This is a genomic window from Corynebacterium pseudotuberculosis (assembly GCF_002155265.1).
Lineage (GTDB): Bacteria > Actinomycetota > Actinomycetes > Mycobacteriales > Mycobacteriaceae > Corynebacterium > Corynebacterium pseudotuberculosis.
In genome coordinates this window covers 1,798,714-1,822,769 of sequence record NZ_CP021251.1, presented here as the reverse complement: position 1 = coordinate 1,822,769, position 24,056 = coordinate 1,798,714, and the positions used below count along the sequence as shown (strand labels likewise).

17 protein-coding genes and 3 rRNA genes are annotated in these 24,056 nt (G+C 50.5%); 19 read left to right on the top strand and 1 reads right to left on the bottom strand.

All coding sequences use genetic code 11. From position 1 onward, the window contains the following. The first annotated feature begins 545 nt into the window (after positions 1-545). The 15 genes from CpATCC19410_RS08395 to bioD (CpATCC19410_RS08325) all read left to right on the top strand — a co-directional run bounded on the left by CpATCC19410_RS08395 (position 546) and on the right by bioD (CpATCC19410_RS08325) (position 18,447). Positions 546-2,065, top strand: a 16S ribosomal RNA gene (locus CpATCC19410_RS08395). A gap of 369 nt (positions 2,066-2,434) precedes the next feature. Beyond that, positions 2,435-5,517 (top strand): 23S ribosomal RNA (locus CpATCC19410_RS08390). A gap of 113 nt (positions 5,518-5,630) precedes the next feature. Next, positions 5,631-5,747 (top strand): 5S ribosomal RNA (gene rrf / locus CpATCC19410_RS08385). Together the 16S, 23S and 5S rRNA genes form the textbook arrangement of a ribosomal RNA operon. A gap of 111 nt (positions 5,748-5,858) precedes the next feature. After that, the gene (locus tag CpATCC19410_RS08380) at positions 5,859-7,076 is read left to right on the top strand and encodes a hypothetical protein (RefSeq protein ID WP_014401155.1); all 1,218 of its coding nucleotides are present in this window, start codon (positions 5,859-5,861) and stop codon (positions 7,074-7,076) included. Positions 7,077-7,120: 44 nt separating this feature from the next. Next, positions 7,121-8,104 (top strand): HAD-IIA family hydrolase, encoded by a 984-nt coding sequence (locus tag CpATCC19410_RS08375; protein WP_013241820.1) that lies wholly within the window; start codon positions 7,121-7,123, stop codon positions 8,102-8,104. A gap of 196 nt (positions 8,105-8,300) precedes the next feature. After that, the gene (locus CpATCC19410_RS08370; RefSeq protein ID WP_013241821.1) at positions 8,301-9,122 is read left to right on the top strand and encodes a TlyA family RNA methyltransferase; all 822 of its coding nucleotides are present in this window, start codon (positions 8,301-8,303) and stop codon (positions 9,120-9,122) included. Next, entirely contained in the window at positions 9,119-10,078 is a 960-nt protein-coding gene (locus CpATCC19410_RS08365; protein WP_013241822.1) for an NAD kinase, read from the top strand. Before CpATCC19410_RS08370 ends, CpATCC19410_RS08365 begins: the two co-directional genes overlap by 4 nt. 64 nt (positions 10,079-10,142) lie before the next feature. Continuing rightward, complete coding sequence (gene recN, locus CpATCC19410_RS08360; protein WP_013241823.1) at positions 10,143-11,891, top strand: DNA repair protein RecN; 1,749 nt, start codon at positions 10,143-10,145, stop codon at positions 11,889-11,891. Between the two features lie 82 nt (positions 11,892-11,973). Further along, positions 11,974-13,167, top strand: a complete 1,194-nt coding sequence (steA, locus tag CpATCC19410_RS08355; protein WP_013241824.1) for a putative cytokinetic ring protein SteA — start codon at positions 11,974-11,976, stop codon at positions 13,165-13,167. Positions 13,168-13,188: 21 nt separating this feature from the next. Continuing rightward, positions 13,189-14,142: a copper transporter gene (locus CpATCC19410_RS08350; RefSeq protein ID WP_014401156.1), complete on the top strand. Its 954-nt coding sequence runs from the start codon at positions 13,189-13,191 to the stop codon at positions 14,140-14,142. Positions 14,143-14,184: 42 nt separating this feature from the next. After that, a complete protein-coding gene (locus CpATCC19410_RS08345; RefSeq protein ID WP_013241826.1) occupies positions 14,185-14,853 on the top strand; it encodes an NUDIX domain-containing protein in 669 nt (222 codons plus the stop codon). Then, positions 14,850-15,782: a site-specific tyrosine recombinase XerD gene (locus tag CpATCC19410_RS08340; RefSeq protein ID WP_013241827.1), complete on the top strand. Its 933-nt coding sequence runs from the start codon at positions 14,850-14,852 to the stop codon at positions 15,780-15,782. Before CpATCC19410_RS08345 ends, CpATCC19410_RS08340 begins: the two co-directional genes overlap by 4 nt. A gap of 225 nt (positions 15,783-16,007) precedes the next feature. Further along, a complete protein-coding gene (locus CpATCC19410_RS08335; protein ID WP_013241828.1) occupies positions 16,008-16,877 on the top strand; it encodes a ParA family protein in 870 nt (289 codons plus the stop codon). A 3-nt stretch (positions 16,878-16,880) separates the two neighbouring features. After that, positions 16,881-17,699, top strand: coding sequence for a segregation and condensation protein A (locus CpATCC19410_RS08330; protein ID WP_013241829.1), 819 nt, complete (start codon positions 16,881-16,883; stop codon positions 17,697-17,699). A 142-nt stretch (positions 17,700-17,841) separates the two neighbouring features. Beyond that, positions 17,842-18,447 carry an ATP-dependent dethiobiotin synthetase BioD gene (gene bioD / locus CpATCC19410_RS08325; RefSeq protein WP_013241831.1) on the top strand — a complete coding sequence of 202 codons (606 nt, stop codon included), beginning with the start codon at positions 17,842-17,844 and terminating at the stop codon, positions 18,445-18,447. 53 nt (positions 18,448-18,500) lie between these two features. Here bioD (CpATCC19410_RS08325) and CpATCC19410_RS08320 read toward each other — a convergent pair whose 3' ends face one another. Continuing rightward, entirely contained in the window at positions 18,501-20,006 is a 1,506-nt protein-coding gene (locus tag CpATCC19410_RS08320) for a peptide MFS transporter (protein ID WP_014401157.1), read from the bottom strand. A 94-nt stretch (positions 20,007-20,100) separates the two neighbouring features. Here CpATCC19410_RS08320 and CpATCC19410_RS08315 point away from each other — a divergent pair, with 94 nt between their 5' ends. The 4 genes from CpATCC19410_RS08315 (at position 20,101) to CpATCC19410_RS08300 (ending at position 24,051) form a co-directional block, all read left to right on the top strand. Then, positions 20,101-21,399: an adenosylmethionine--8-amino-7-oxononanoate transaminase gene (locus CpATCC19410_RS08315; protein WP_013241833.1), complete on the top strand. Its 1,299-nt coding sequence runs from the start codon at positions 20,101-20,103 to the stop codon at positions 21,397-21,399. A gap of 32 nt (positions 21,400-21,431) precedes the next feature. Further along, positions 21,432-22,121 (top strand): dethiobiotin synthase, encoded by a 690-nt coding sequence (gene bioD, locus CpATCC19410_RS08310; RefSeq protein WP_013241834.1) that lies wholly within the window; start codon positions 21,432-21,434, stop codon positions 22,119-22,121. A 127-nt stretch (positions 22,122-22,248) separates the two neighbouring features. Continuing rightward, entirely contained in the window at positions 22,249-22,872 is a 624-nt protein-coding gene (gene scpB, locus CpATCC19410_RS08305) for an SMC-Scp complex subunit ScpB (RefSeq protein ID WP_013241835.1), read from the top strand. 318 nt (positions 22,873-23,190) lie between these two features. Then, a complete protein-coding gene (locus CpATCC19410_RS08300; protein ID WP_014300668.1) occupies positions 23,191-24,051 on the top strand; it encodes a pseudouridine synthase in 861 nt (286 codons plus the stop codon). The last annotated feature ends 5 nt before the right edge of the window (positions 24,052-24,056 follow it).

Sequence of the window (24,056 nt, the reverse complement as noted above, 5' to 3'; positions counted from 1 at the left end):
TTCAGTACATGCTGGCTTTGTGGTTGGTGTGTGTGGGTGTGGGTGTGTTGTTTGAGAACTCAATAGTGTGCCAATGTACTTATAATATTTTTTATGGTTGACATGGCGGTAGCTACGTTGTGTAGTGGCAGCAATATGTTTTGTTACATGGTTGTGTGATGATCACGATGGTGCAGTATCGACCGGCAAGTGTGGCTTGCTTGTAAAAGATTGTGCTGTTTGTGGAAAAAATGTTGTTGACATGAGGCGTTGTTATGGTGCTGATGCGTGCATGATGTTGTGTTGTGTGGGTGTTGGTGGCTGTGGAAACGTGTGATGCTTGTGCTGTGATGCTCTGGGTGTTGTGCTTGGGGTGTTGTGGTGTGGGTGTTGGGTGATTGTTGTGTTGTCTCGTCAAGGCATCGATGGTCACTGTTTTGTTGTACTTTTTTCATTGTTTTTTGTTGAATGATCAATGAAATGTTTTTTTTTGTTGGTTGTTTGTTTTTTGCCAGTTTTGGTTGGGCTTTTCACGAAGCCTGGTTGGTCTTTTATTGGACTGATTTTTTGTGGAGAGTTTGATCCTGGCTCAGGACGAACGCTGGCGGCGTGCTTAACACATGCAAGTCGAACGGAAAGGCCCCTTCGGGGGTGCTCGAGTGGCGAACGGGTGAGTAACACGTGGGTGATCTGCCTCGTACTCTGGGATAAGCCTGGGAAACTGGGTCTAATACTGGATAGGACCGCACTTTAGTGTGTGTGGTGGAAAGTTTTTTCGGTACGAGATGAGCCCGCGGCCTATCAGCTTGTTGGTGGGGTAATGGCCTACCAAGGCGTCGACGGGTAGCCGGCCTGAGAGGGTGGACGGCCACATTGGGACTGAGATACGGCCCAGACTCCTACGGGAGGCAGCAGTGGGGAATATTGCACAATGGGCGCAAGCCTGATGCAGCGACGCCGCGTGAGGGATGACGGCCTTCGGGTTGTAAACCTCTTTCGACAGGGACGAAGCTTTTTGTGACGGTACCTGTATAAGAAGCACCGGCTAACTACGTGCCAGCAGCCGCGGTAATACGTAGGGTGCGAGCGTTGTCCGGAATTACTGGGCGTAAAGAGCTCGTAGGTGGTTTGTCGCGTCGTCTGTGAAATTCCGGGGCTTAACTCCGGGCGTGCAGGCGATACGGGCATAACTTGAGTGCTGTAGGGGAGACTGGAATTCCTGGTGTAGCGGTGGAATGCGCAGATATCAGGAGGAACACCGATGGCGAAGGCAGGTCTCTGGGCAGTAACTGACGCTGAGGAGCGAAAGCATGGGGAGCGAACAGGATTAGATACCCTGGTAGTCCATGCCGTAAACGGTGGGCGCTAGGTGTGAGGGTCTTCCACGACTTTCGTGCCGTAGCTAACGCATTAAGCGCCCCGCCTGGGGAGTACGGCCGCAAGGCTAAAACTCAAAGGAATTGACGGGGGCCCGCACAAGCGGCGGAGCATGTGGATTAATTCGATGCAACGCGAAGAACCTTACCTGGGCTTGACATATACAAGATCGGCGTAGAGATACGTTTTCCCTTGTGGTTTGTATACAGGTGGTGCATGGTTGTCGTCAGCTCGTGTCGTGAGATGTTGGGTTAAGTCCCGCAACGAGCGCAACCCTTGTCTTATGTTGCCAGCACGTGATGGTGGGGACTCATGAGAGACTGCCGGGGTTAACTCGGAGGAAGGTGGGGATGACGTCAAATCATCATGCCCCTTATGTCCAGGGCTTCACACATGCTACAATGGTCGGTACAACGCGTTGCGAGCCTGTGAGGGTGAGCGAATCGCTGAAAGCCGGCCTCAGTTCGGATTGGGGTCTGCAACTCGACCCCATGAAGTCGGAGTCGCTAGTAATCGCAGATCAGCAACGCTGCGGTGAATACGTTCCCGGGCCTTGTACACACCGCCCGTCACGTCATGAAAGTTGGTAACACCCGAAGCCCATGGCCCAACCAGTTTCTGGGGGGAGTGGTCGAAGGTGGGATCGGCGATTGGGACGAAGTCGTAACAAGGTAGCCGTACCGGAAGGTGCGGCTGGATCACCTCCTTTCTAAGGAGTTTTTGTTTTTCAATGGGCACTGGTTGGTGTTTGTTGTTTATTTTTTTAATCCGGGTGGATCGGTGTTGTGTGTGATTGTGTGCTGCTAACAGTTGGTGGCTGTGCATGGTTGTGTGATGGTGTGTTGTTGTGTGTTGTGTTGATTGTGGGAAGTGTTGTTTGTTGTGTTGGCATGCTGTTGGGTGTCTGGGATGATGCACTGTGGTGTTGATTCTTGTGGCTGCTTGTTGTGCTGGTGGTGATCCTGTGTGGGTTGTTGTTGGTGTGGTGGGTGGTTGTGTTGTGTGAGAACTGTATAGTGGACGCGAGTAATAATCTTTATTCTTTTTAGTTCTTGGTATTTTTTGTTTGCATATTTGTGTGTTGTTTTTTAAGGGCACACGGTGGATGCCTTGGCATTATGAGCCGATGAAGGACGTGTAAGGCCGCGATAGGCCTCGGGGAGTTGCCAATAGAGCGTTGATCCGAGGGTGTCCGAATGGGGAAACCTGGCTGCAGTTATGTGTGGTTACCCTTCAGTGAATTCATAGCTGTTGTGGGGGTTTACGCGGGGAAGTGAAACATCTCAGTACCCGTAGGAGAAGAAAACAATTGTGATTCCGTTAGTAGTGGCGAACGAACGTGGATGAGGCTAAACCATGTGCGTGTGATACCTGGCAGGGGTTGCGTGTGTGGTGTTGTGGGGTGTGTGCGTGAAAAGGCTGCCATCTTTTTGCTGGTTTGTGCATGTGTTAGCGGAAGTGGTGTGGGAACGCCTGCCGTAGAAGGTGAGAGTCCTGTACGTGAAAGCATGTGTGCGCTGGTTGTGCATGTCCCCGAGTAGCAGCGGGCTCGTGGAATCTGCTGTGAATCTGCCGGGACCACCCGGTAAGCCTAAATACTTGTGATGACCGATAGCGGATGAGTACCGTGAGGGAATGGTGAAAAGTACCCCGGGAGGGGAGTGAAATAGTACCTGAAACCGTGTGCTTACAATCCGTCAGAGCCTTTTTTGTGGGGTGATGGCGTGCCTTTTGAAGAATGAGCCTGCGAGTCAGCGGCATGTCGCGAGGTTAACCTTTTGGTGGGTAGCCGTAGCGAAAGCGAATCCTAACGAGGGTGTTGTTAGTGGCATGTCCTGGACCCGAAGCGGGGTGATCTACCCATGGCCAGTGTGAAGCAGAGGTAAGACTTTGTGGAGGCGCGAACCCACTTAGGTTGAAAACTGAGGGGATGAGCTGTGGGTAGGGGTGAAAGGCCAATCAAACTCCGTGATAGCTGGTTCTCCCCGAAATGCATTTAGGTGCAGCGTTGCGTGTTTCTTGCTGGAGGTAGAGCTACTGGTTGGTTGAGCGGGACTACAATCTTAGCAATGTCAGCCAAACTCCGAATGCCGGTAATGTTATAGCGTGGCAGTGAGACTGCGGGGGATAAGCTCCGTTGGTCGAGAGGGAAACAGCCCAGATCGCCGGTTAAGGCCCCTAAGGGTGTACTAAGTGGAAAAGGATGTGGGATCGCGAAGACAGCCAGGAGGTTGGCTTAGAAGCAGCCATCCTTGAAAGAGTGCGTAATAGCTCACTGGTCGAGTGGTTCTGCGCCGACAATGTAGTGGGGCTCAAGTACACCGCCGAAGCCGCGGCAGTCAACTTTTTGTTGGTTGGGTAGGGGAGCGTCGTGCATGTGGTGAAGCATTTGGGTGACCGGGTGTGGAGTGTGTGCGAGTGAGAATGCAGGCATGAGTAACGAATGAAAAGTGGAAAACTTTTCCGCCGGATGACTAAGGGTTCCTGGGTTAAGCTAATCTTCCCAGGGTGAGTCGGGACCTAAGGCGAGGCCGACAGGCGTAGTCGATGGATAACCAGTTGATATTCTGGTACCCGTGGTGATGCGACAAGTGGTGAATCAGTGGTACTAACCGCCCATTAATTGCATGTGTTCATACTTTGTGTGGGTGTGTGTGGTTGTGCGTGGGACCTTCGTTGGTAGTAGCCAAGTGATGGGGTGACGCAGTGAGGTAGCCGAGCCACTTATTGGATTGTGGTGTAAGCGTGTGGCCCGTGGCATAGGTAAATCCGTGCTGCTTGTAAGGGTGAGGCGTGATGCGTACCCTTTTTTGGGGATGTTGGTGATCCTGTACTGTCGAGAAAAGCCTCTAGCGAGTGTCATTATGGCCCGTACCCTAAACCGACACAGGTGGTCAGGTAGAGAATACTAAGGCGATCGGGTGAACTGTGGTTAAGGAACTCGGCAAAATGCCCCCGTAACTTCGGGAGAAGGGGGACCATTGTTGGTGACAGACTGATGGAGCTGATGGTGGTCGCAGAGAATAGAGGGAAGCGACTGTTTATTAAAAACACAGGTCCGTGCGAAAACGTGGAAGTTGATGTATACGGACTGACGCCTGCCCGGTGCTGGAAGGTTAAGAGGACCTGTTAGATCTCTTTTGGGGGTCGAAGCGGAGAATTTAAGCCCCAGTAAACGGCGGTGGTAACTATAACCATCCTAAGGTAGCGAAATTCCTTGTCGGGTAAGTTCCGACCTGCACGAATGGCGTAACGACTTCCCTGCTGTCTCAACCACAGGCCCGGTGAAATTGCAGTACGAGTAAAGATGCTCGTTACGCGCGGCAGGACGAAAAGACCCCGGGACCTTCACTATAGCTTGGTATTGGTGTTTGGTTCGGTTTGTGTAGGATAGGTGGGAGACTGTGATACTGCGCCGCTAGGTGTGGTGGAGTCGCAAGTTGAAATACCACTCTGATCGGATTGAGCACCTTAACCTTGGCCCATGATCTGGGTTGGGGACAGTGCCTGGTGGGTAGTTTAACTGGGGCGGTTGCCTCCTAAAATGTAACGGAGGCGCCCAAAGGTTCCCTCAGCCTGGTTGGCAATCAGGTGGTGAGTGTAAGTGCACAAGGGAGCTTGACTGTGAGACTGACAGGTCGAGCAGGGACGAAAGTCGGGACTAGTGATCCGGCACCTACTTGTGGAAGTGGTGTCGCTCAACGGATAAAAGGTACCCCGGGGATAACAGGCTGATCTTCCCCAAGAGTCCATATCGACGGGATGGTTTGGCACCTCGATGTCGGCTCGTCGCATCCTGGGGCTGGAGTAGGTCCCAAGGGTTGGGCTGTTCGCCCATTAAAGCGGCACGCGAGCTGGGTTTAGAACGTCGTGAGACAGTTCGGTCTCTATCCGCCGTGCGCGTTGAAACTTGAAGAAGGCTGTCCCTAGTACGAGAGGACCGGGACGGACGTACCTCTAGTGTGCCAGTTGTCACGCCAGTGGCAGGGCTGGTTGGCTACGTACGGAAGGGATAACCGCTGAAAGCATCTAAGCGGGAAGCCTGTTTTAAGATGAGGTTTCTTTTGAGGTTCCCTCGAGACGAGGGGGTTGATAGGCCAGATCTGGAAGAGTGGTAACACTTGGAGGTGACTGGTACTAATTTACCGATAAACAACCATTTGTGTGTGGATGTGTTGTGCCTGGAGCGTTTGAAAAAAGAGTGTTTGTGTTGTTGCTTGTGTTCACTGTGCAGTGTCTGACATGACATGTGATGTGTTGTGTTGTATGGATGTGTTGGTGGTTATTGTGTCGGGGGTACGCCCGGTCCCTTTCCGAACCCGGAAGCTAAGCCCGATTGCGCTGATGGTACTGCACCTGGGAGGGTGTGGGAGAGTAGGTCGCCGCCAACCACAAAACTTGATAACAAAGAGTGGTTATATAGGGTGTGTGTTATGTAGGAGGAGGTTTTTCTTCTTCTACGTTACACACACCCTATTTCCGCATTTTAATAAAGGATTTTTATGGCTGATTCTCATTCCCGTGAAGGCCGCTCGCAACGCGGCTTTAAGTCTCGCGATGGCCGCCGTCAAGGTGGTGAACGGGAACGTCGTGGTGAGAGCTCGTGGGGTCGTAATGATCGACATGAGGGAAGCAATCGACGCCCTGGAAGCCAGAGTGACGGACGTCGAGAAAGCTACGGGCGACGCAGGGATGAGAACGATCGTAAGTCCGGGCGACCCTACGATAGAGATCGTAAGGAGCGTTTTGGCGATCGAGGTAAACGTTCTGAGGAACGCCGTGATGACCGTCGGCAACGCCCGAAGTGGGATGACGATAGAAGAGTCCCCCGCCAAGAAGACCGTCGTAAAGACTGGAAGACTGGTGAACGCCGCAGCGGAGAGCCTAAACGTGGTGGGCGCTCAGAATACCGGCGTGGAGACGGGGACCGTTCTTCTCGACCGTATAGCGAACGGAACGGGGAGCGTCGGCATTCGCAACGCGGCGGAGTTGATCGTAATAAACAACAGCGTGGGCCAATTCGACCAGGTTACCGTGAAGAGCGCATCAATAATCGTGTGAATGAGCCGGATCTGCCGGATGATATTGATGTGCGCGATCTGGATCCTATGGTGTTGCAAGACCTTAAGGTTTTAGCCAAAGATAATGCGAACGCAGTGGCTAAGCATATGATTATGGCGGCTACATGGATGGCAGATGATCCACAGCTTGCCTTGAATCATGCGCGTGCAGCAAAAGATCGTGCTGGACGCATAGCGGTTGTTCGAGAGACCTGTGGCATTGCCGCTTATCACGCCGGAGAGTGGAAAGAAGCTCTCGCTGAGTTGCGAGCTGCGCGTCGCATGAGTGGAGGCCCTGGACTCATAGCGGTTATGGCTGACTGTGAGAGAGGACTTGGTCGCCCGGAAAAAGCTATCGAGCTTGCTCGAGATGAAGACCCAGCATCATTGGACGTAGAGACTCGGATCGAACTTGCGATCGTAGTGGCAGGCGCACGTCTGGATTTAGACCAGCCTGATGCAGCAGTCGTTATTTTGCAGCGTGAGAATCCTGATGCTGCAGGGACCGGTCTGGGAGCAGTGCGCTTGTCTTACGCATATGCCAATGCGTTGCTAGCTGCAGGACGGGAATCGGATGCTAAAGAGTGGTTTGCAATCGCAGAAAAACAGGATGTGGATGGTTACACGGACGCGAGCGAACGTTTGGAGGAGCTCGCTTAACACCTAATTATTTGCTTCTATCAATGTGAACTAAGCTGGAGGGCATGTCTTTACTCCAGCATCATGATGCTCTGTTCTTTGACCTTGACGGAACCGTCTGGGAAGGAGGCAGGGCATTGCCTATGGCGGTAGAGGCGTTTGAAAAAAATACGCTGCCTGTAGCATTTATCACCAACAACGCGTCTCGTGGCCCTAGCGCTGTGGCCGAGATGCTTAGTCTAATCGGTATTGAGGCTGATCCCGAGGACGTGGTAACTTCAGCCCAAGCAGCAATCGACCTTGCCGCAGAGCACCTGCAGCCTGGCGATATCGTGTACGTGCTTGGAACCGATTCTTTTAAAGAACTAGCACGGAACGCTGGTTATACAGTGGCATTGTCTGCTGAAGAAAAACCACGTGCTGTATTCCATGGCCATAATCCTAAAACCGGGTGGGCAGAACTTTCTGAAGCCGCCATGTCTATCAGGAATGGCGCTCGCTACTTTGTATCGAATTTAGACTCGACCCTACCAACTGAACGCGGGTTGTGCGTGGGAAACGGATCAATGGTTGCAGCTATTGCTCATGCAACGGGAGCACGCCCTGTTTCTGCTGGTAAACCGGAAGCTGCGATGTTTAACACAGCAGCTCAGCGCTTGGGGGTCTCTAAGCCGTTAGCTATTGGGGATCGTTTAAATACTGACATTGCGGGAGGCGTAGCTGCAGATATAGCGACCCTTCATGTAATGACCGGCGTATCTAAGCATTGGGATCTGCTACGTGCCATTGCTAGTGAACGACCAACATACCTAGGCTTAGACTTATCTGATCTGTTTGAAGAGCCTCAAAAACTTGTACCTGGGGAACAAGGAGATTTTCGGGCAGTTTGGCGCGGTAACGATATTGAGTTAAGCGGTGGGGCATCGACTTCAACTCACATGGAGGCGTTACGTACGGTAGCTGCTATAGCTTGGGAACATGATGCTTGGAATGGAGAGCTACTTACCCGTGGTGAGCATGCTGGGCGTGTGCTTTTAGAATGGGAGTGATCAATGGCAGAAACACCGAAACCTCATGATCCTCGTGCTCAAAAGATAAGCCCGGATGAGGTCAGGAGCGAATTAGAGAAAATATTATCGGAGGTCCCGAACGACCTCGCAACCGAATCTGAACTTTTAGCTCGTGCGCATGAAGTCCTTCACAGTGCGCTTCAGTAATTTTTACCGTAGGAAGGTTTGACTGTAAGTGGCTTCTCGAAAACGCCTTGATGCTGAGCTGGTGCATCGTAAAATTGCGCGTTCGCGTGAGCATGCTGTGGAGATGATCCGTAGCGGACAAGTGTATGTCCAGGGGATCTTGGCCACTAAGCCAGCGACGCAAGTGGAACCAGAAGTCTCGATACGGGTTGAGCAATCAGCTATCGACGATTGGGCGTCCCGTGGAGCACATAAGCTGCTCGGAGCTCTTGATGCTTTTCAACCCAAAGGCTTGACTGTTGAAAACAAGAAAGCTTTGGATGCAGGGGCATCAACGGGCGGTTTCACCGATGTGCTTTTGCGTCGTAAAGCCTCTCAAGTTGTAGCCGTAGACGTTGGATACGGTCAGCTCATATGGCGTTTGCAAAATGATGATCGAGTGCTTGTTTTAGACCGGACGAATATACGAAACTTAGACATAGAAGCCATCCAAGGCCCATGTGATTTGATGGTCGGAGATCTTTCTTTTATCTCTTTGAAGCTCACATTGCCGGCTATCGTGGCTTGTCTTGCCGATGGCGCAGATTTACTTCCCATGGTCAAACCTCAGTTTGAGGTAGGTAAGCAACGCCTTGGAAGCGGTGGTGTGGTGCGTGATCCACAGCTGCGAGAAGACGTAACGGTGGAGGTCGCTGAGTTTGCACAAAGTCTGGGGCTGAGCTTGTTAGATGCGGTGGCATCTCCGTTGCCAGGTCCTTCCGGGAACGTCGAATTTTTCTTATGGCTAAAAAAAGACGGCGGTAAAACGGCTGCGGATTCAGATACGCTGCGTTCAATGATCCATAAGGCTGTTATGGAAGGACCGCAATGAACGTGTTGAATAGTTCTGATAAACGGCTTATTTTGCTCGTCCCTCATACCGGCCGCGATTCTAACGTGGCCACTGCAGCTCTTGCCGCTGAACTCCTTCACGATGCTGAGATCGCGGTTCGTATTTTGGTGCCTGAGGCGGACACTACGGTAGCTAGCCATCCAGTGTTGAGCCAATTCGAAAGGGTGACGCATTCCTTAGAGGCGACAAGCGGCGTAGAACTTATTTTGGTTTTAGGCGGAGATGGGACATTCTTACGGGCGGCCGATCTCGCGCACGCGGCCGACCTTCCAGTTCTCGGAATCAATCTTGGACACGTAGGTTTTTTGGCTGAATGGGAGAAGGACTCTCTTGATGAGGCCGTACATCGTGTTATGCGAGGAGACTACCGCGTTGAAGAACGAATGACATTGGATATTGAAGTACGCGATCAAGAAGGAAAACTTTTAGAGAGAGGATGGGCACTGAATGAGGTAAGCATTGAGAACACCAACAGGCGCGGCGTGCTCGATGCAACGCTAGAAGTGGATGAGCGTCCCGTAAGCTCTTTTGGCTGCGACGGTGTGATCATATCCACTCCAACAGGTTCTACTGCTTATGCTTTTTCTGCTGGTGGTCCTGTTTTATGGCCTGAACTTGATGCAATCGTAGTGGTACCCAATAATGCGCATGCGCTCTTTACTAAGCCCTTGGTTGTTAGCCCACACTCTTTGGTTGCCGTGGAATCTAAGCCCCATTCTTTCCCCGCGATGGCAGTAATGGACGGATTTCGTTCAATCGCAGTACCACCGGGCGCACGAACTGAGGCCCGCAAAGGGCAGCGCTCTGTTAAATGGGTGAGACTAGATAACCTGCCTTTCGCAGACCGGTTGGTGTCTAAGCTTCGACTTCCTGTTGAGGGGTGGCGCGGTCCATCAAATGTTCGATTACTGGAAAAAAATTGCCCTGATTCCTAAAAATAACCTCCTTTAATAGAACGAGTGTTCGCACAGACTGGGGTGTTTGATGTAGTATGTGAACATGCTTGCAGACATTGCCATTGAAAACCTCGGTGCGATACCTCACGCTTCACTTGAGCTGAGCGGTGGACTGACTGTCCTTACAGGCGAGACCGGTGCGGGTAAAACAATGGTTGTAACCGGTTTAAGGTTGCTCACGGGCGGTCGGGCTGATGCGCAACGTGTACGTTCGGGGGCGGATCGTGCCGCAGTGGAGGGACGTTTTGTCCTGGATGGCGTCAGCGGAACTATCGCGGAGCATGGACGTGAGATTGTCGATTCAGTAGGAGGGATTCTAGATGAAAATGGGGAGGTTATTGCGTCGCGTACCGTGAGCGCTCAAGGGCGCTCTAAAGCGTATTTAGGCGGACGAGCTGTCCCCGCTGCTAGTCTTTCGGATTTTTCTGCCGAACTACTTACGATTCATGGACAAAACGATCAATTAAGACTTTTAAACTCGGATCGGCAACGGGACGCTTTAGATCGGTTTGATCCAGCTATAGCTCCTTTGGCGGAAGAATGTGCCCATGCTTTTAAAAACTGGAGGAAGCTTGATAGGGACTATCAAGGCCGTCTTAAATCAAGAATGGAACTCGCTCAAGAGGTAGATCGACTAGAGTTTGCCATCAAGGAGATTTCTGATATTGATCCGCAGCCTGGGGAAGACGCTGCGATCCAATCCCTCATTCGTAGATTGCAAGACGTAGATGAGCTTAGAGAACAAGCCGCTACGGCATTGGGGGCTATCGACGGAGCGGAGGCTCTCAGCGAGTTCGGTGGGTATGAGGGCAGTGACGCCGTTGCCGCCTCTGATTTAGTGGGACAAGCTTTTTCTGCAGTGCAAAATAGCTCAGATCCAGTATTAAGAGGGATCGCTGAGCAACTAGACCAAGTCACTACAATCCTTGCGGAGCTGTCGGGAGAATTGGGAAAATACTTGAGCGAGCTGCCTATGGATGCAGACCAATTAGAGCAATCTCTTCAGCGTCAACAAGCATTGAAGGCCTTGACCCGTAAATATGCTCCGGACATTGAAGGCGTGCTGCGGTGGCGCATGAAAGCTGAAGAAAAACTGGAGTCTATTGATGTATCTCCGGAAGCGCTGGAAGAACTTAAACGTTCAGTTTCTCGCGCTGCTAAGAAGCTAGATGCTGCTAATAAAAAGTTATCTCAAGCTAGATCTAAAGCAGCTAAAAAACTGAGTCTTAAAGTCACAGAAGAAATACAAGGGCTATCCATGCCTAAGGCTATTTTCTCGGTTGATATTCAACATACTGGCCTTAGTATGTACGGTACCGACTCGATTGAATTTCGGCTAGCTCCGAATTCTCAAACGGATCCACGACCACTTGCGTCTTCTGCATCTGGCGGAGAATTGTCCCGCGTGATGTTGGCGCTGGAGGTGATTCTTTCTGCGGGTGCTCGAGGAACAACGCTTGTTTTTGATGAGGTTGATGCGGGAGTGGGGGGCCGTGCCGCAGTAGAGATTGGCCGTAGGTTAGCAAAGCTTGCTCAATGGAACCAGGTTATTGTTGTAACGCATCTGGCTCAAGTAGCTGCATACGCTGATACGCACCTGCATGTAGCTAAAAATGTAGGTGATGTTTCTGTTGCTTCGGGAGTTGAAAATCTTAGCGATGATCGGCGTGTTGAAGAACTTTCCCGTATGCTCGCCGGCCTTGAAAACACAGAAAGCGGCCGGGCTCATGCGGCGGAATTATTAAATAAAGCTAGGTCAGAGATCCTGGAGTGGAGAGCTGAAAAGGGATAAATTGAAGAAAAGTCATATTTCTTCCTTTATTCTTTGATAATCTTCCGCGCGCCTCACCGGGTTAAGAAGTTTTCATTGGACAATGCAACCCATGAGTCTGTTCTCTCGATCCGCTGACCTTCCAGGCCTTCATGCAGTGACACGCGACTGCTCGTCGCGAGGAAAAGGCTTTAGACGTCTGAGCAAAGGGGATATCGCAGTTATTGATGCCCCCGATATTTCTCGGCCTCTGGCCCAAGAACTGATAGAAGCGAAACCTGCAGCTGTTGTGAACACTGGGCAGTTTTCCACCGGCGTTATTCCGAACTTTGGTCCGCAGATGCTGCTTGATGCGGGGATCCTTCTTGTTGAAGGCGTCGGTGTGGACATTTGGACGACTCTTAAAGACGGCAAGAAAGCTCGACTAACGCAAGATGGCCAACTTTTTTATGGCGAGAAGCTTATTGCCTCAGGTTCTGTTCTTGATACAGTGCGTGCAGAAGCACAGTTTGTTGACGCGCAGCAGTCACTTGTAGAACGGATGGAAGCATATTTTGGCAACACCATCCAATTTATTCATGCTGAGGCTCCACTCCTTATTGATGGCCTAGGTGTACCAGACACTGGGGCGAATCTGAGGGGAAAGAAAGTCCTTGTGGTAAGTCCTGGTCCGCAGCACCGTGGGCAGGTCAAAAATCTACGTAATTTTATCCGTGAGTATGAGCCAGTATTGATTGGCGTGGATTCTGCCGCAGATACACTCGTGGAACTTGGATATAAGCCTGATTATATAGTTGGTGACCCTTCGGGCGTGGGAGCGGAAGCGCTAAGAAGTGGCGCGCGCGTCATATTGCCTGCGGAGCCGGACGGACATGCCTTAGGGCTGGAGCGCATCCAAGATTTAGGCATCGGTGCGATGACTTTCCCAACGTCGGTAGATACTGCTACCGACCTGGCGCTTTTGCTTGCTGATTTCCACGGTGCAGACTTGATTGTTAGCTGTGGGGCTCACTTTGATTTGGAATCGATCTTCTCTGAGCGGACCTATGCTACGCCAGCTGCACTCCTTACAAGAGTAAAAATTGGTGCGAGGCTCGTAGACTCTGAGGCCATTGAGAAGCTTTACACGGTCCGCTCTGGCGGAAGCATTGCTTGGCTGTGGGCGATACTCGGGGTTTTAGTGGCTATTGCGGCAGTTGTTGTAATCGCAGGCACAGCCGGCGATGGAAGTTTTACGCAAAACCTCATTGATACGTGGAATAACATTGCCTTGGCCTTCCAAGGGTTGTTCAAATAGCTCCTAGGAGGAAAGCGGAATATGGCACGGAAATCTGGTCATTCGGCGGCAGTTACCGCAGGTCTTGCCTTCGGCTTGGCCATAGGACTCGGCTTGGGCACCTATGTTTTATCTCCGAACCTGTCTGGCGGGAGCGGCCAACAAAGATTTACTCTGGAAAAAGAGCGCAACGAGGCTCGCGAACGTGCAGATATCCAGGCAGCACAAGCAAGCAGCGCAGACCACTTTGTGGACACACTCGCTGCGTCGGTCTTACCTGGTTCTCTTAAGGAACGACCTATTCTCCTGATTAGGATGGCTGGTTCCTCAGATGAGGACGCAAAAGCCCTGGGAGAGGATCTTAAGAGAGCTGGAGCGATTAACTCAGGAACGATCTCGTTGAGTGAAAAATTTTTTACTCAGGATGGAGCAGACGGGTTAAAAAACATCGTTTCTACGGTTTTGCCAGCTGGTGCCCAATTATCCACAGATAAACTTGATCCGGGGACGCATGCCGGTGAGGTGTTGGGGAGCGCCTTAACGCTTAATCCGCAAGATGCCAAAGAACAGGCGACTCGTGATGAGCGAAATCTAGTCCTTAACGCTCTGCGGGAGGGCGGATATCTTTCTTATGAAGAAGGAACGATTTTGCCAGCTCAAGCTGTTGTGGTTCTGGGCGGAGATAGCGACGGTGCCGGAGCAGATTTTGTGGTAAAAAACCAAGTATCTTTTGTGGAAGCTCTTGATGCGCGTGGTTCTGGTGTTGTACTTGCCGGCCGGATTCATATGGCGGCCGATAGTGGAGCAATAGGGAAATTACGCGCTAATAAGAAGGCGGCTTCTCAAGTTTCTTCAGTGGACTCTATTGACCGTTCCTGGGGAAGAATTGCCACCATCTTAGCTCTTAAAGAACAGCTTTCAGGTGGCGCTGGGGCCTATGGCGCTGCAGGAAACGCCGATGCTACGGCGCCGGCTCCGAGTGAGGATAAACAATAAGTATTGTGTCGCGCGTATTAGTAAGCTTATTGATATGCGCGAATGCTATTAAAGTTGAGTACTATGGCTCATCATTTTACTGTTACAAGCTCTGAGTTGCTTATAGATGCTCCGATTTTGGCGGTTCGTCGCGATTCTGTCACTATGCCGAATAACTCCAACGCATATCGTGAAATTGTTGAGCATTTTGGAGCAGTCGCAGTTGCTGCCGTTCAAGATGAAAAAATCGCGATGATAAAACAATATCGTCATAGCGTTGGGCAACATCTGTGGGAGCTTCCTGCCGGCTTGCTCGATATTGCAGATGAGTCACCTCTAAGAGCAGCGCAGCGTGAGCTGGAGGAAGAAGCCGGTCTTGCTGCGGCTAACTGGGAAATATTAGTTGATCTAGTTACAAGCCCTGGGTTTTGTGATGAGGCAGTTCGTGTGTATCTTGCTCACGGTTTATCTCACGTGGAGCAACCTGAAGCTCAAGATGAAGAAGCTGATATGACCCTGGAGTGGATACCACTTACAGAGGCAGTGGATATGATTTTTTCTGGAGAAATTGTTAATTCCATTGCAATATCTGGGATTTTAGGGTTGCAGGCGCATCGTATGCGTCCTCGGACTCTCCGAGAAGCAGACCAGCCATTCGTGCTTCGGCCTGTCCGGTTAGCTAACCGGAGGAAAAACGCTGGGAAAAATCGTGACCTGAAAACTTCTTTATGACATCCCCGAAAATAGCCGCCGATCGTTGGTTAACGCATTTAGCCATAGAGCGCGGCGTCAGCGCTAATACCCTTAGTAACTATCGACGCGATGTGCAAAGGTATCTTGATTGGATTGAGAGCCGCGGCATTGATGATTTAGGCATCTTGACCTCTCGTGATGTTGAATCCTATGTTCTTGATCTACGGCGCGGGGATCCCGACACAGGCAAGCAGCCTTTGGCGGCCTCCTCGGCAGGCCGTGCACTTGTGGTTGCGCGGGGACTCCATAAATTTGCAATGATGGAGGGTCTGATATCTGTTGACGTAGCTGGGGAAGTCTCTCCGCCATCCACGGGGCGACATCTACCAGACACTCTGTCGGTTACAGAGGTAGAGGAACTTATCAGTGCGATTCCTACGGACAATATAGCCACTCCCGAGGACTTACGCGATGCAGCTTTGATTGAACTCCTCTACGGCACGGGTGCTCGGATATCAGAAATTATGAATCTCACAGTGGATGAGGTGACAGTGCTGGAAGAAACAGAAGGCATGTTGCGGATTGTGGGAAAAGGAGATAAACATCGCATTGTTCCTGTCGGCTCGATGGCGCAGAAAGCGTTACGACGCTACCTTGTACGGGCGCGGCCACAGCTAACAAAGGGGAAAAGTCATGCGCTTTTTTTAAATAAACGCGGTGGAGCGCTATCACGGCAAAGTGCATGGCAAATTCTTAAAAGTTCTGCGCGTAGAGCAGGCGTGCAAAAAGATATTTCGCCGCACACTTTGCGCCATAGTTATGCATCGCACCTACTTGAAGGTGGAGCCGATGTTCGCGTTGTACAAGAACTTTTGGGACATTCATCCGTTACTACCACACAGATTTATACGCATATTACGGCAGATAATCTGCGAATTGTATGGTCACAGTCTCATCCGCGGGCTTAAACGCCTATTCTAGTCAAGTGTTTTGACTTGAATTTTTGAAGTAATCGCCTGCTGTTCGGCGCGTCTTGCCGGGGTTACAAAGGATTCCTCTTCAGACGATTAATATCAACAGTGTAATTTAGGTTGTAGTCTCGCCGAGGATGAACAAGACCCGATTGATATTGGGGTGCATGGTGGGGTGAACGGGAAGTAAGAGTCGTCGACTGTCAAGGAAGTGGAATAGACATGAGTGATTCGGGACTGTTCGATACACCAGACTCGAAAATGGGACTCACTGGGCGTCCGCTCCAAGAGTTTCCTGACCCTGCGCCTTTGGAAAAACATGGACCAGCCAAGATTATTTCCATGTGTAATCAAAAGGGCGGAGTAGGTAAAACTACTTCTACCATCAACTTGGGTGCGTGCTTAGCTGAGCTAGGTCGAAAAGTTTTGCTCGTAGACCTTGATCCGCAGGGGGCCTTATCTGCAGGTTTGAGCATTCCGTATGAGGAGCTGGACATTACGGTTTACAACCTCCTCGTGGACACTCATACTTCGATTCACCAAGCGATCCATCACACATCGATCCCTGGTCTTGACTTGGTACCGGCGAATATTGATCTGTCAGCGGCAGAAATTCAACTTGTTAACGAGGTAGGTCGGGAACAGACGCTAGCTCGCGCTTTACGTCCGGTGATGAAGGAATATGACTACATTATTTTGGATTGTCAACCATCGTTGGGGCTTTTGACAGTTAATGCTTTGACGTGTTCTCATGGCGTGATCATTCCTATGGAATGCGAGTATTTCTCGCTGCGTGGGCTTGCTTTGCTTACAGACACTGTGGAAAAAGTACGCGATCGTCTTAATTTTAATCTTGACATTGTGGGCATTTTGGTCACGATGTTTGATCGACGCACCACACATGCCCGCGAGGTGATGTCAAGGGTCGTGGAAGTCTTCGATGATCGTGTGTTTGATACCGTGATTACTCGAACAGTCCGATTCCCGGAGACCTCAGTGGCCGGTGAACCGATCATTACTTGGGCTCCGAGTTCACAAGGAGCCCATCAGTACCGACAGCTTGCGCGTGAAGTCATCGAGCGCACAAGATAAAACGTGGCGGTATCGCGTATTCCGGATAATCAACCAGAAATTACTGGTTTTAGGATTGTCCTCAACAATTTCGAAGGTCCTTTCGATCTGCTTCTTCAGTTGATCAGCGCTAAAAAGATGGATGTGACTGATGTTGCTCTATCTAAAGTTACGGATGAATTTGTTGCGTATACTCGCCAACTCGGAGAATATTCTGAGCTTGATGAGGTAACCGAATTTTTGGTGGTCGCGGCAACGTTATTGGACCTTAAGACTGCTCGCCTGTTGCCTAGGGGCGAAGTAGAGAGCGAAGAAGACTTAGCCTTATTGGAATCTCGCGACCTTCTTTTTGCCCGGTTATTGCAGTATCAGGCGTATAAGCAAGTAGCTGATATCTTTGCGTCATGGCAGCGAGATGCACGTCGTAGGTTTCCGCGAGCAGTAGCTATGGAAGAGCAATTTGCTAGTTTGCTGCCACCAGTGGTTCTTGGGCACACCCCTGATACCTTTGGCCAGCTTGCGGCTAGCGTTTTTAGACCTAAACCACCGGATACTGTTGCTACAGATCACATCCATCAAGTGTCAGTCTCTGTGCCTGAACAAGCAGGAAAAATCCTGGAAACGTTGCGCTCAGCAGGCAAAGACGAATGGGTTTCTTTCTTTGATCTAACGCGAGATTGTACGGTTTCGATGCATATCGTGGGAAGATTCCTAGCTCTTTTAGAACTCTATAAAGCTCAAGCAGTGAGTGTTTTACAAGAGGAATCTTTGTCCGAGTTGTCCGTATCGTGGACCGGACTTGATGTAGATCCAGCGGTAGTTGCATCAACTAACTGGGAGTAACGGCTTAGAAACAAACTAATTTTATGGTTTTGTCTAAAGACAAGCGTTCCTGCGAAGGGGTAGTGATGGCTAGTTTCTTAGAAAGGATTACTATCGGGGAAGGAGAATTTGCTTATTAGTGTCGGTGAGAGGGGTGAAACTTGTGAGCGTAGTTGTGGTATCTGGGTTGGCTACAGGCGTGGGCAAAACCACTGCGACGGCAGCGATCGTTCAGGTTCTTCGAGAGAAGGGGAGGAATGTTGTTCCTGTTAAGGTCGCGCGCTTAGGAACTTCGGTCGCAGGAGCAGACATCGGCACGATCGAAAAACTGACAGGCATTCGTGGAAAAGATTTTTCTACTGAAGAGGATCCGCTAGCGAAGGTTCGGGAGCTTTCTGATTCCGGGGTTACGGTGGTTCTTGAAGGCTCTGGTGGGCTAAGCGTCCCGTTGTTAAACGGCAAAACAATTGCAGATATTGCCGCAGAATTGAATGCCCCAATGATTGTGGTTTCTGGAATGGCCTCGGGCGCTGTGGGACTTGCTGTGCAGGCGGTGGCTTTTGCACGTGCTTGTGGCGCTCGCGTAGCTGGGCTGTTGGGCGGAAAATTGCCTTCGGGAGCCGATTTGCGCACGCGTCTGACTCTCGTGGAAGTATCTCGAGCAACAGGGGTGCCGTTTCTAGGAAGTCTCAACGACGGTGTTGGCTCGTTGGCGCCTGAGCAGTTTGCCCAAGCGCTCTCAACGATTTTTCTTCCTAAAGACTGGTGATTACGGGAGCTCTCGGGGACAACAAGCCAGGTAAAATATTGCACCAAGTCCTATCATGATGTAATTTTTGACAGCTTTTGAGCAGCTCCCCATGTGCATACCCCGATGCAGATTGCCAAACTTCCGCATACAAGGAAATAGGTTCTCTCAGCAGAAGCGGATTCGGAATCGTAGTAGGAAGAAATACTTCCGGCAAGTGCGGTTCCTATAGACATAGTGAGGAAGTACAGCGCAGAAAACTGAGTGCGGTAGGCATTTGGTGCGTGTTTTGCCGTTGCGGCCATTCCTATGGGGCCTGCGAATAATTCTCCTATCGCGGTGATGAGAATGCTCAGCGCAAGCACAAGGAGTGGTGTGGAATTAGGTCCGCCGCCTGCAAAAGGAATGAGTACTAGGAAGCCAGAACCGCCGACGATAACTCCGATGGAGATTTTAGTAGCAGCGGTGGGGCCGCGAGAGCCGAGTTTTGCCCACAGGTAAGCGAGGGGAATTGAAAGCGTAAGAACGAAGATCGGGTTTAATGATTGAGTCCATGCGGCAGGAAATTCAAAGCCAGCAATGCTTCGGTTGAGTCGGACATCGGAGTATACAGCTAGAACGCCATAAGTCTGATTCATAATGGCCCAAAAAGCCACAGACGCACAGAATATGGGGATGTAATTAAGAATGCTATGCCGTTCTTGCTGCGTAGTATGCGGAGACCGGAACATCGTCACCATAAGGAAAACAGCTGCGGTGATAGTTATGCCAAGGAGAAAATGCGCCAATGAAGCTGCGGTGAGGATACCTAAGGCTACGGCAAGTACTACGAGGACGAGAGCAGATATTCCAAGAGCCGTGATCGTAAGTGATGTCTTCTTGCTTATCGGGTGCGTTGGCGATTGCACGCATTTTCTAGATTCTTCACTCATCTCTTCTAAAGCGCGACGTCGTAGCGACGCATAAATGCCCATGCCGATAATCATGAGAAGAGCTGCGGCTAGAAAACCAACGTGGAAGGAATAGGTTAGTGCTAACCAGCCTGTAAGCAATGGTCCAGCTACTGCTGCTACTTGGATTCCTAAGTAGAAGAACTGAAACCCAGTTTCACGATGCGCATCGCTGTGGGAATCTTCTCTATAAACGGTTCCTAGAACAGTAATTGCTGCTGTTTTTAAAAAGCCCGATCCCAAAGCTATGAGCGTTAGGCCAGTGGCTAGCCCCGGGATGGGGTGGATTAAAGACAGTATTAGGTGTCCGATGACTAGGAGCGAGGCACCCAAGAAAAGTGTTTTTTCTGCGCCTAAAACTCTGTCGCCGATCCATCCCCCTGCAAAGGTACAGAGGTAAACAAGAGCCCCGTAGGCTCCAATAAGCGCAGTGGCCTCGGATTTTGCTAACCCTAGTCCGCCGTTAGTGGCTGTGTAGTACAAGTAATAGCCAAGAATGGCCTGCATGCCATAAAAGCTGAAACGTTCCCAAGCTTCAATACTGATAATTGAACGAACCGCGATGGGGTGATGCCAAAACTCACTTTTATACACAGTTGAACGTTGTTCAAGATAAGTCATAATATGCATTATGGCGTGTAACGCTCGGAAAAAAGGGTTAAACGCAAAGAAAAATAAATTTTTGTTTTGAAGCTCTAACTACATAGATGAGAAGCGTGAGATTGTGAATCCATTTGATCAGCAAATTCACTTTGATCAGGACCATATTTGGCATCCGTATAGTTCAATGCCTACCCCCGTAACCCCACAGTTCGTTACCTCCGCAGAGGGCGTTTATCTCACGCTGAGCGATGATTCTAAGCTTATCGACGCCATGAGTTCCTGGTGGGCAGCGGCATTTGGACACGGTCACCCAAAACTAAAGGAAGCAGCGCATCAACAGATTGAGACAATGAGCCATGTTATGTTTGGCGGTCTTACGCATTCACCAGCGATTGAACTAGCTCGGAAGCTCATAAGCATCACCGATAACGGTTTAGAAAAAGTCTTTTTTTCAGACTCGGGATCTGTCGCCGTAGAAGTGTCGATGAAGATGGCTTATCAATATCAGCGAGGCATCGGTCATCCAGAGCGCCATCGCCTGCTCACATGGCGGGGCGGTTATCACGGCGATACTTTTGCAACCATGAGCGTGTGCGACCCAAACGGAGGGATGCACTCGATGTGGGCAGATAGGGTTGCCTCCAATGATTTTGCGCCAGCGCCTCCTGCGCGTGGGGCGTCGAGAAGCGATATTAAGCAATACCTTGCTCTTTTAGAAGAACATATAAATAGTTCAACAGCTGGGATTATCGTTGAGCCTATAGTACAGGGCGCTGGGGGGATGCGCTTTCATGATGATTCTCTGATCCGGGGCATCCGCGATATTTGCGATAGGCATGACCTCGTTTTTATCGCTGATGAAATAGCTACTGGTTTTGGTAGAACTGGAGAAATATTTGCCACTACAGGCGCAGGTGCCACCCCGGATATCTTGTGTGTTGGCAAGGCTCTTACCGGAGGTTTTATGTCCTTGGCGGCAACGATTACAACAGAAAAGATCGCCGCAGCAATTAATACTCCAGATGGTGGGGGAGCTTTGATGCATGGACCAACTTTTATAGCTAATCCTTTGGCTTGTTCAGTTGCGTCTGCTGCACTCGAATTGGTTATTGGGGGAGAGTGGCGGAGGCAGGTTCCAAATATTGAGCAAAGGCTTTTAAAAGGACTCTTACCGTTGAGCGAATCTCCGGTGGTCGCTGATGTCCGAGTACTAGGCGCAATTGGGGTGGTGGAGATGAAAGAACCTGTGGACATGAGGCTGGCTACGGAAGCCGCAGTGGCTGCAGGAGTATGGTTAAGGCCGTTTGGTCGCCTGGTGTATACGATACCTCCTTTTATAGTTACAGATGAACAAATTGATAGTATCTGCGAGGCTGTCGCAGCAGTGGTTAGCGCTGAGCAACGTCGTCTGTGTGTTTAGAAGCCTGTTAGTTTTCAAAGGATTGGAGCATCATGCCCATCGTAGCTATTACTGGAACAAATACCGACGTGGGAAAGACTATTGCGACTGCAGCACTCGCACTGCACGCAGCTTCGTCGGGATTAGAAGCGATCCCCGTTAAACCAGTACAGACGGGGGAAACTGCTGGGAACGGCGACATTGCAACCGTGGAAAAACTGACCGGTGTAGTCGGAATTGAGTTTGTGCGTTACCCAGAGCCTTTAGCTCCTAATCTTGCAGCTAAAAGGGCAAATATGCAACAGCTAGATTTTGATGCCTTGGTAAAAAAGATTAGGGAGCTTGACTCGCCAGATCGCCTTGTTCTTGTGGAAGGTGCCGGCGGATTATTGGTCCGGCTTGCTGATGAGGTCACCCTGGCAGACATTGCTGTGGCGTTAGGCGCTCCCCTCGTTGTAGTCACGAGTCTTGGGCTGGGATCGCTCAACCTAGCGGAGCTTACTGTTGAAGCAGCCCGGCGTCGTGGCTTGCATGTTGCGGGTCTTATCGGTGGAAGCTTGCCAACGCAACCAGATTTAGCTACCCGTCTTAATCTCGAGGAGATGAGCGTAGTTACGGGCGTACCTTTGTGGGCGTGTCTTCCTGAAGACTCCGGAAAAATGTCTCCCGAAATTTTTGCGGAGGTTGTCTCTTCGCTTAATTTGCCGGATTTGAAGTCGGAATTTTCGCAACAGAATATCTAGACGCTTAACCCGTACTTGTATGATTTCTTTCGCTGGATTATTTGGTAATGGGTCATTTAGCAAAGAGAAACACACAAGTGCGGTATTGGCTTAATTGAAACATCAACTGAACTAAAAAGAGGCAGATATGAGCGCCGAATATTCGGAGAATACTGGAACAGACAAGGCTGTGTCTGATTCTTTAGCGCCCCCAGGGCTCGGGCTGATTCCCCAGCTGCGTTCTCAGATCGAATCTATTCTTTTAGTTGTTGATTCTCCTGTTAGCGTAATGGCCCTGTCGAGAGCACTCAATGTTGATGCTGGAGTAGTTGAACAAAGCATTCAAGAAATCTCCGCAGAGTTTCAGCACAGAGGTAGCGGAATAGAATTGCGTGAGTCCGAAGAAGGATGGCGATTATATTCAGCTCGGGAAAACGCAGAAGCGGTAGAGAAGTTTTTATTGGATGGCACCCAGTCTCGGCTTTCACGGGCTGCGCTAGAAACGCTGGCGGTTATCGCTTATCGACAACCTGCGACGCGCGCTCAAGTATCTGCGGTACGAGGCGTTAACGTAGATGGCGTAATGCGAACCCTACAATTACGCGGGCTCATTAGAGAAGTCGACATGGGAGGTACTACGGAAGCCGGAAATGCCCACCATTATGAGACGACTGAGCTTTTTCTAGAACTCCTAGGTATTGATTCCCTTGAGCATCTTCCGGAATTAGCTCCTCTTTTGCCCGATATGGATAGCATCGATGAGCTTCTTTAGCACTTCGGTCTCTAAGCCACAATTAGCTAGTATCGAGTTATTCGGCTAAGGTGGCCAGTGCTTTATAACCGCATACAATTTCTAACGATAGGACGTATCGTGACACGAACCGCTCGCCGAGATGGCACACCGGATAGAGCCCGCCGAGGCCGCGAAGACAACCGCGGTAGGCGTGGTGAAAACCCCAGGCGTACAGAAACAAGCAACCGAGAAAACAGTAACCGCGCTGCACGTGGAGGCCGAACTCGTGGATCTGAGGGTTCGCGTGCTGGGGAGAATACTCGAGAATCCTATGGTTTCCGTCGGAACAATAAGCCGATGGAAAGCACTAAAAAGGCTAGACCACAGAAGCAAAAGAAAGAACGTCCTTCAGAAATGCTTCTGTCTAATGCGCGTCCGGCTAAACGCCAAAACGTTGAACAACGTGATTTTGGAAGCCCAACGGGAGAAGGCATTCGCCTGCAGAAAGTACTCGCACAAGCTGGGGTAGCTTCGCGACGCCACGCAGAGATACTCATTGATGCTGGCCGCATCGAGGTCAACGGAAAAATCGTTCTTACGCAGGGAGTTCGTGTAAATCCCCACGCGGATATCATTAGGGTTGATGGTGTTCGTATCAACGTTAATGAAGACATGCAGTATTTTGTGCTCAATAAGCCGCGCGGACTGCAATCTACTATGAGCGACGATATGGGACGGCCATGCGTCGGCGATATTGTGGGGGAAAGAATCGCTGCTGGTCAACGTCTATTTCACGTGGGGCGTCTTGATGCTGCCACAGAGGGACTTTTGCTTCTTACCAATGATGGTGAGCTGGCCAACCGTCTAATGCATCCCAAGTATGAGGTGACTAAAACTTATTTGGCCACCGTTCTGGGTGAGGCTGACAAACGTCTAATAAAGCAGCTCCGTGATGGCATTGAATTGGATGATGGTCCTGCAAAGGCTGATTTTGTGCAGATCGTGGATGCTCACCAAGGCAAGTCTCTTATTCGTATTGAGCTGCATGAGGGGCGGAAGCATATTGTCCGCAGAATGCTCAAGACGGCTGGTTTCCCTGTGGAGAGGCTTGTGCGCACTAAGATTCATACGATCCAGTTGGGCGAACAAACGCCAGGTGCAGTCCGTGCCCTTAATAGCAGTGAGCTTGCAAGTCTTTATAAAGCTGTGGGGATGTAAATACT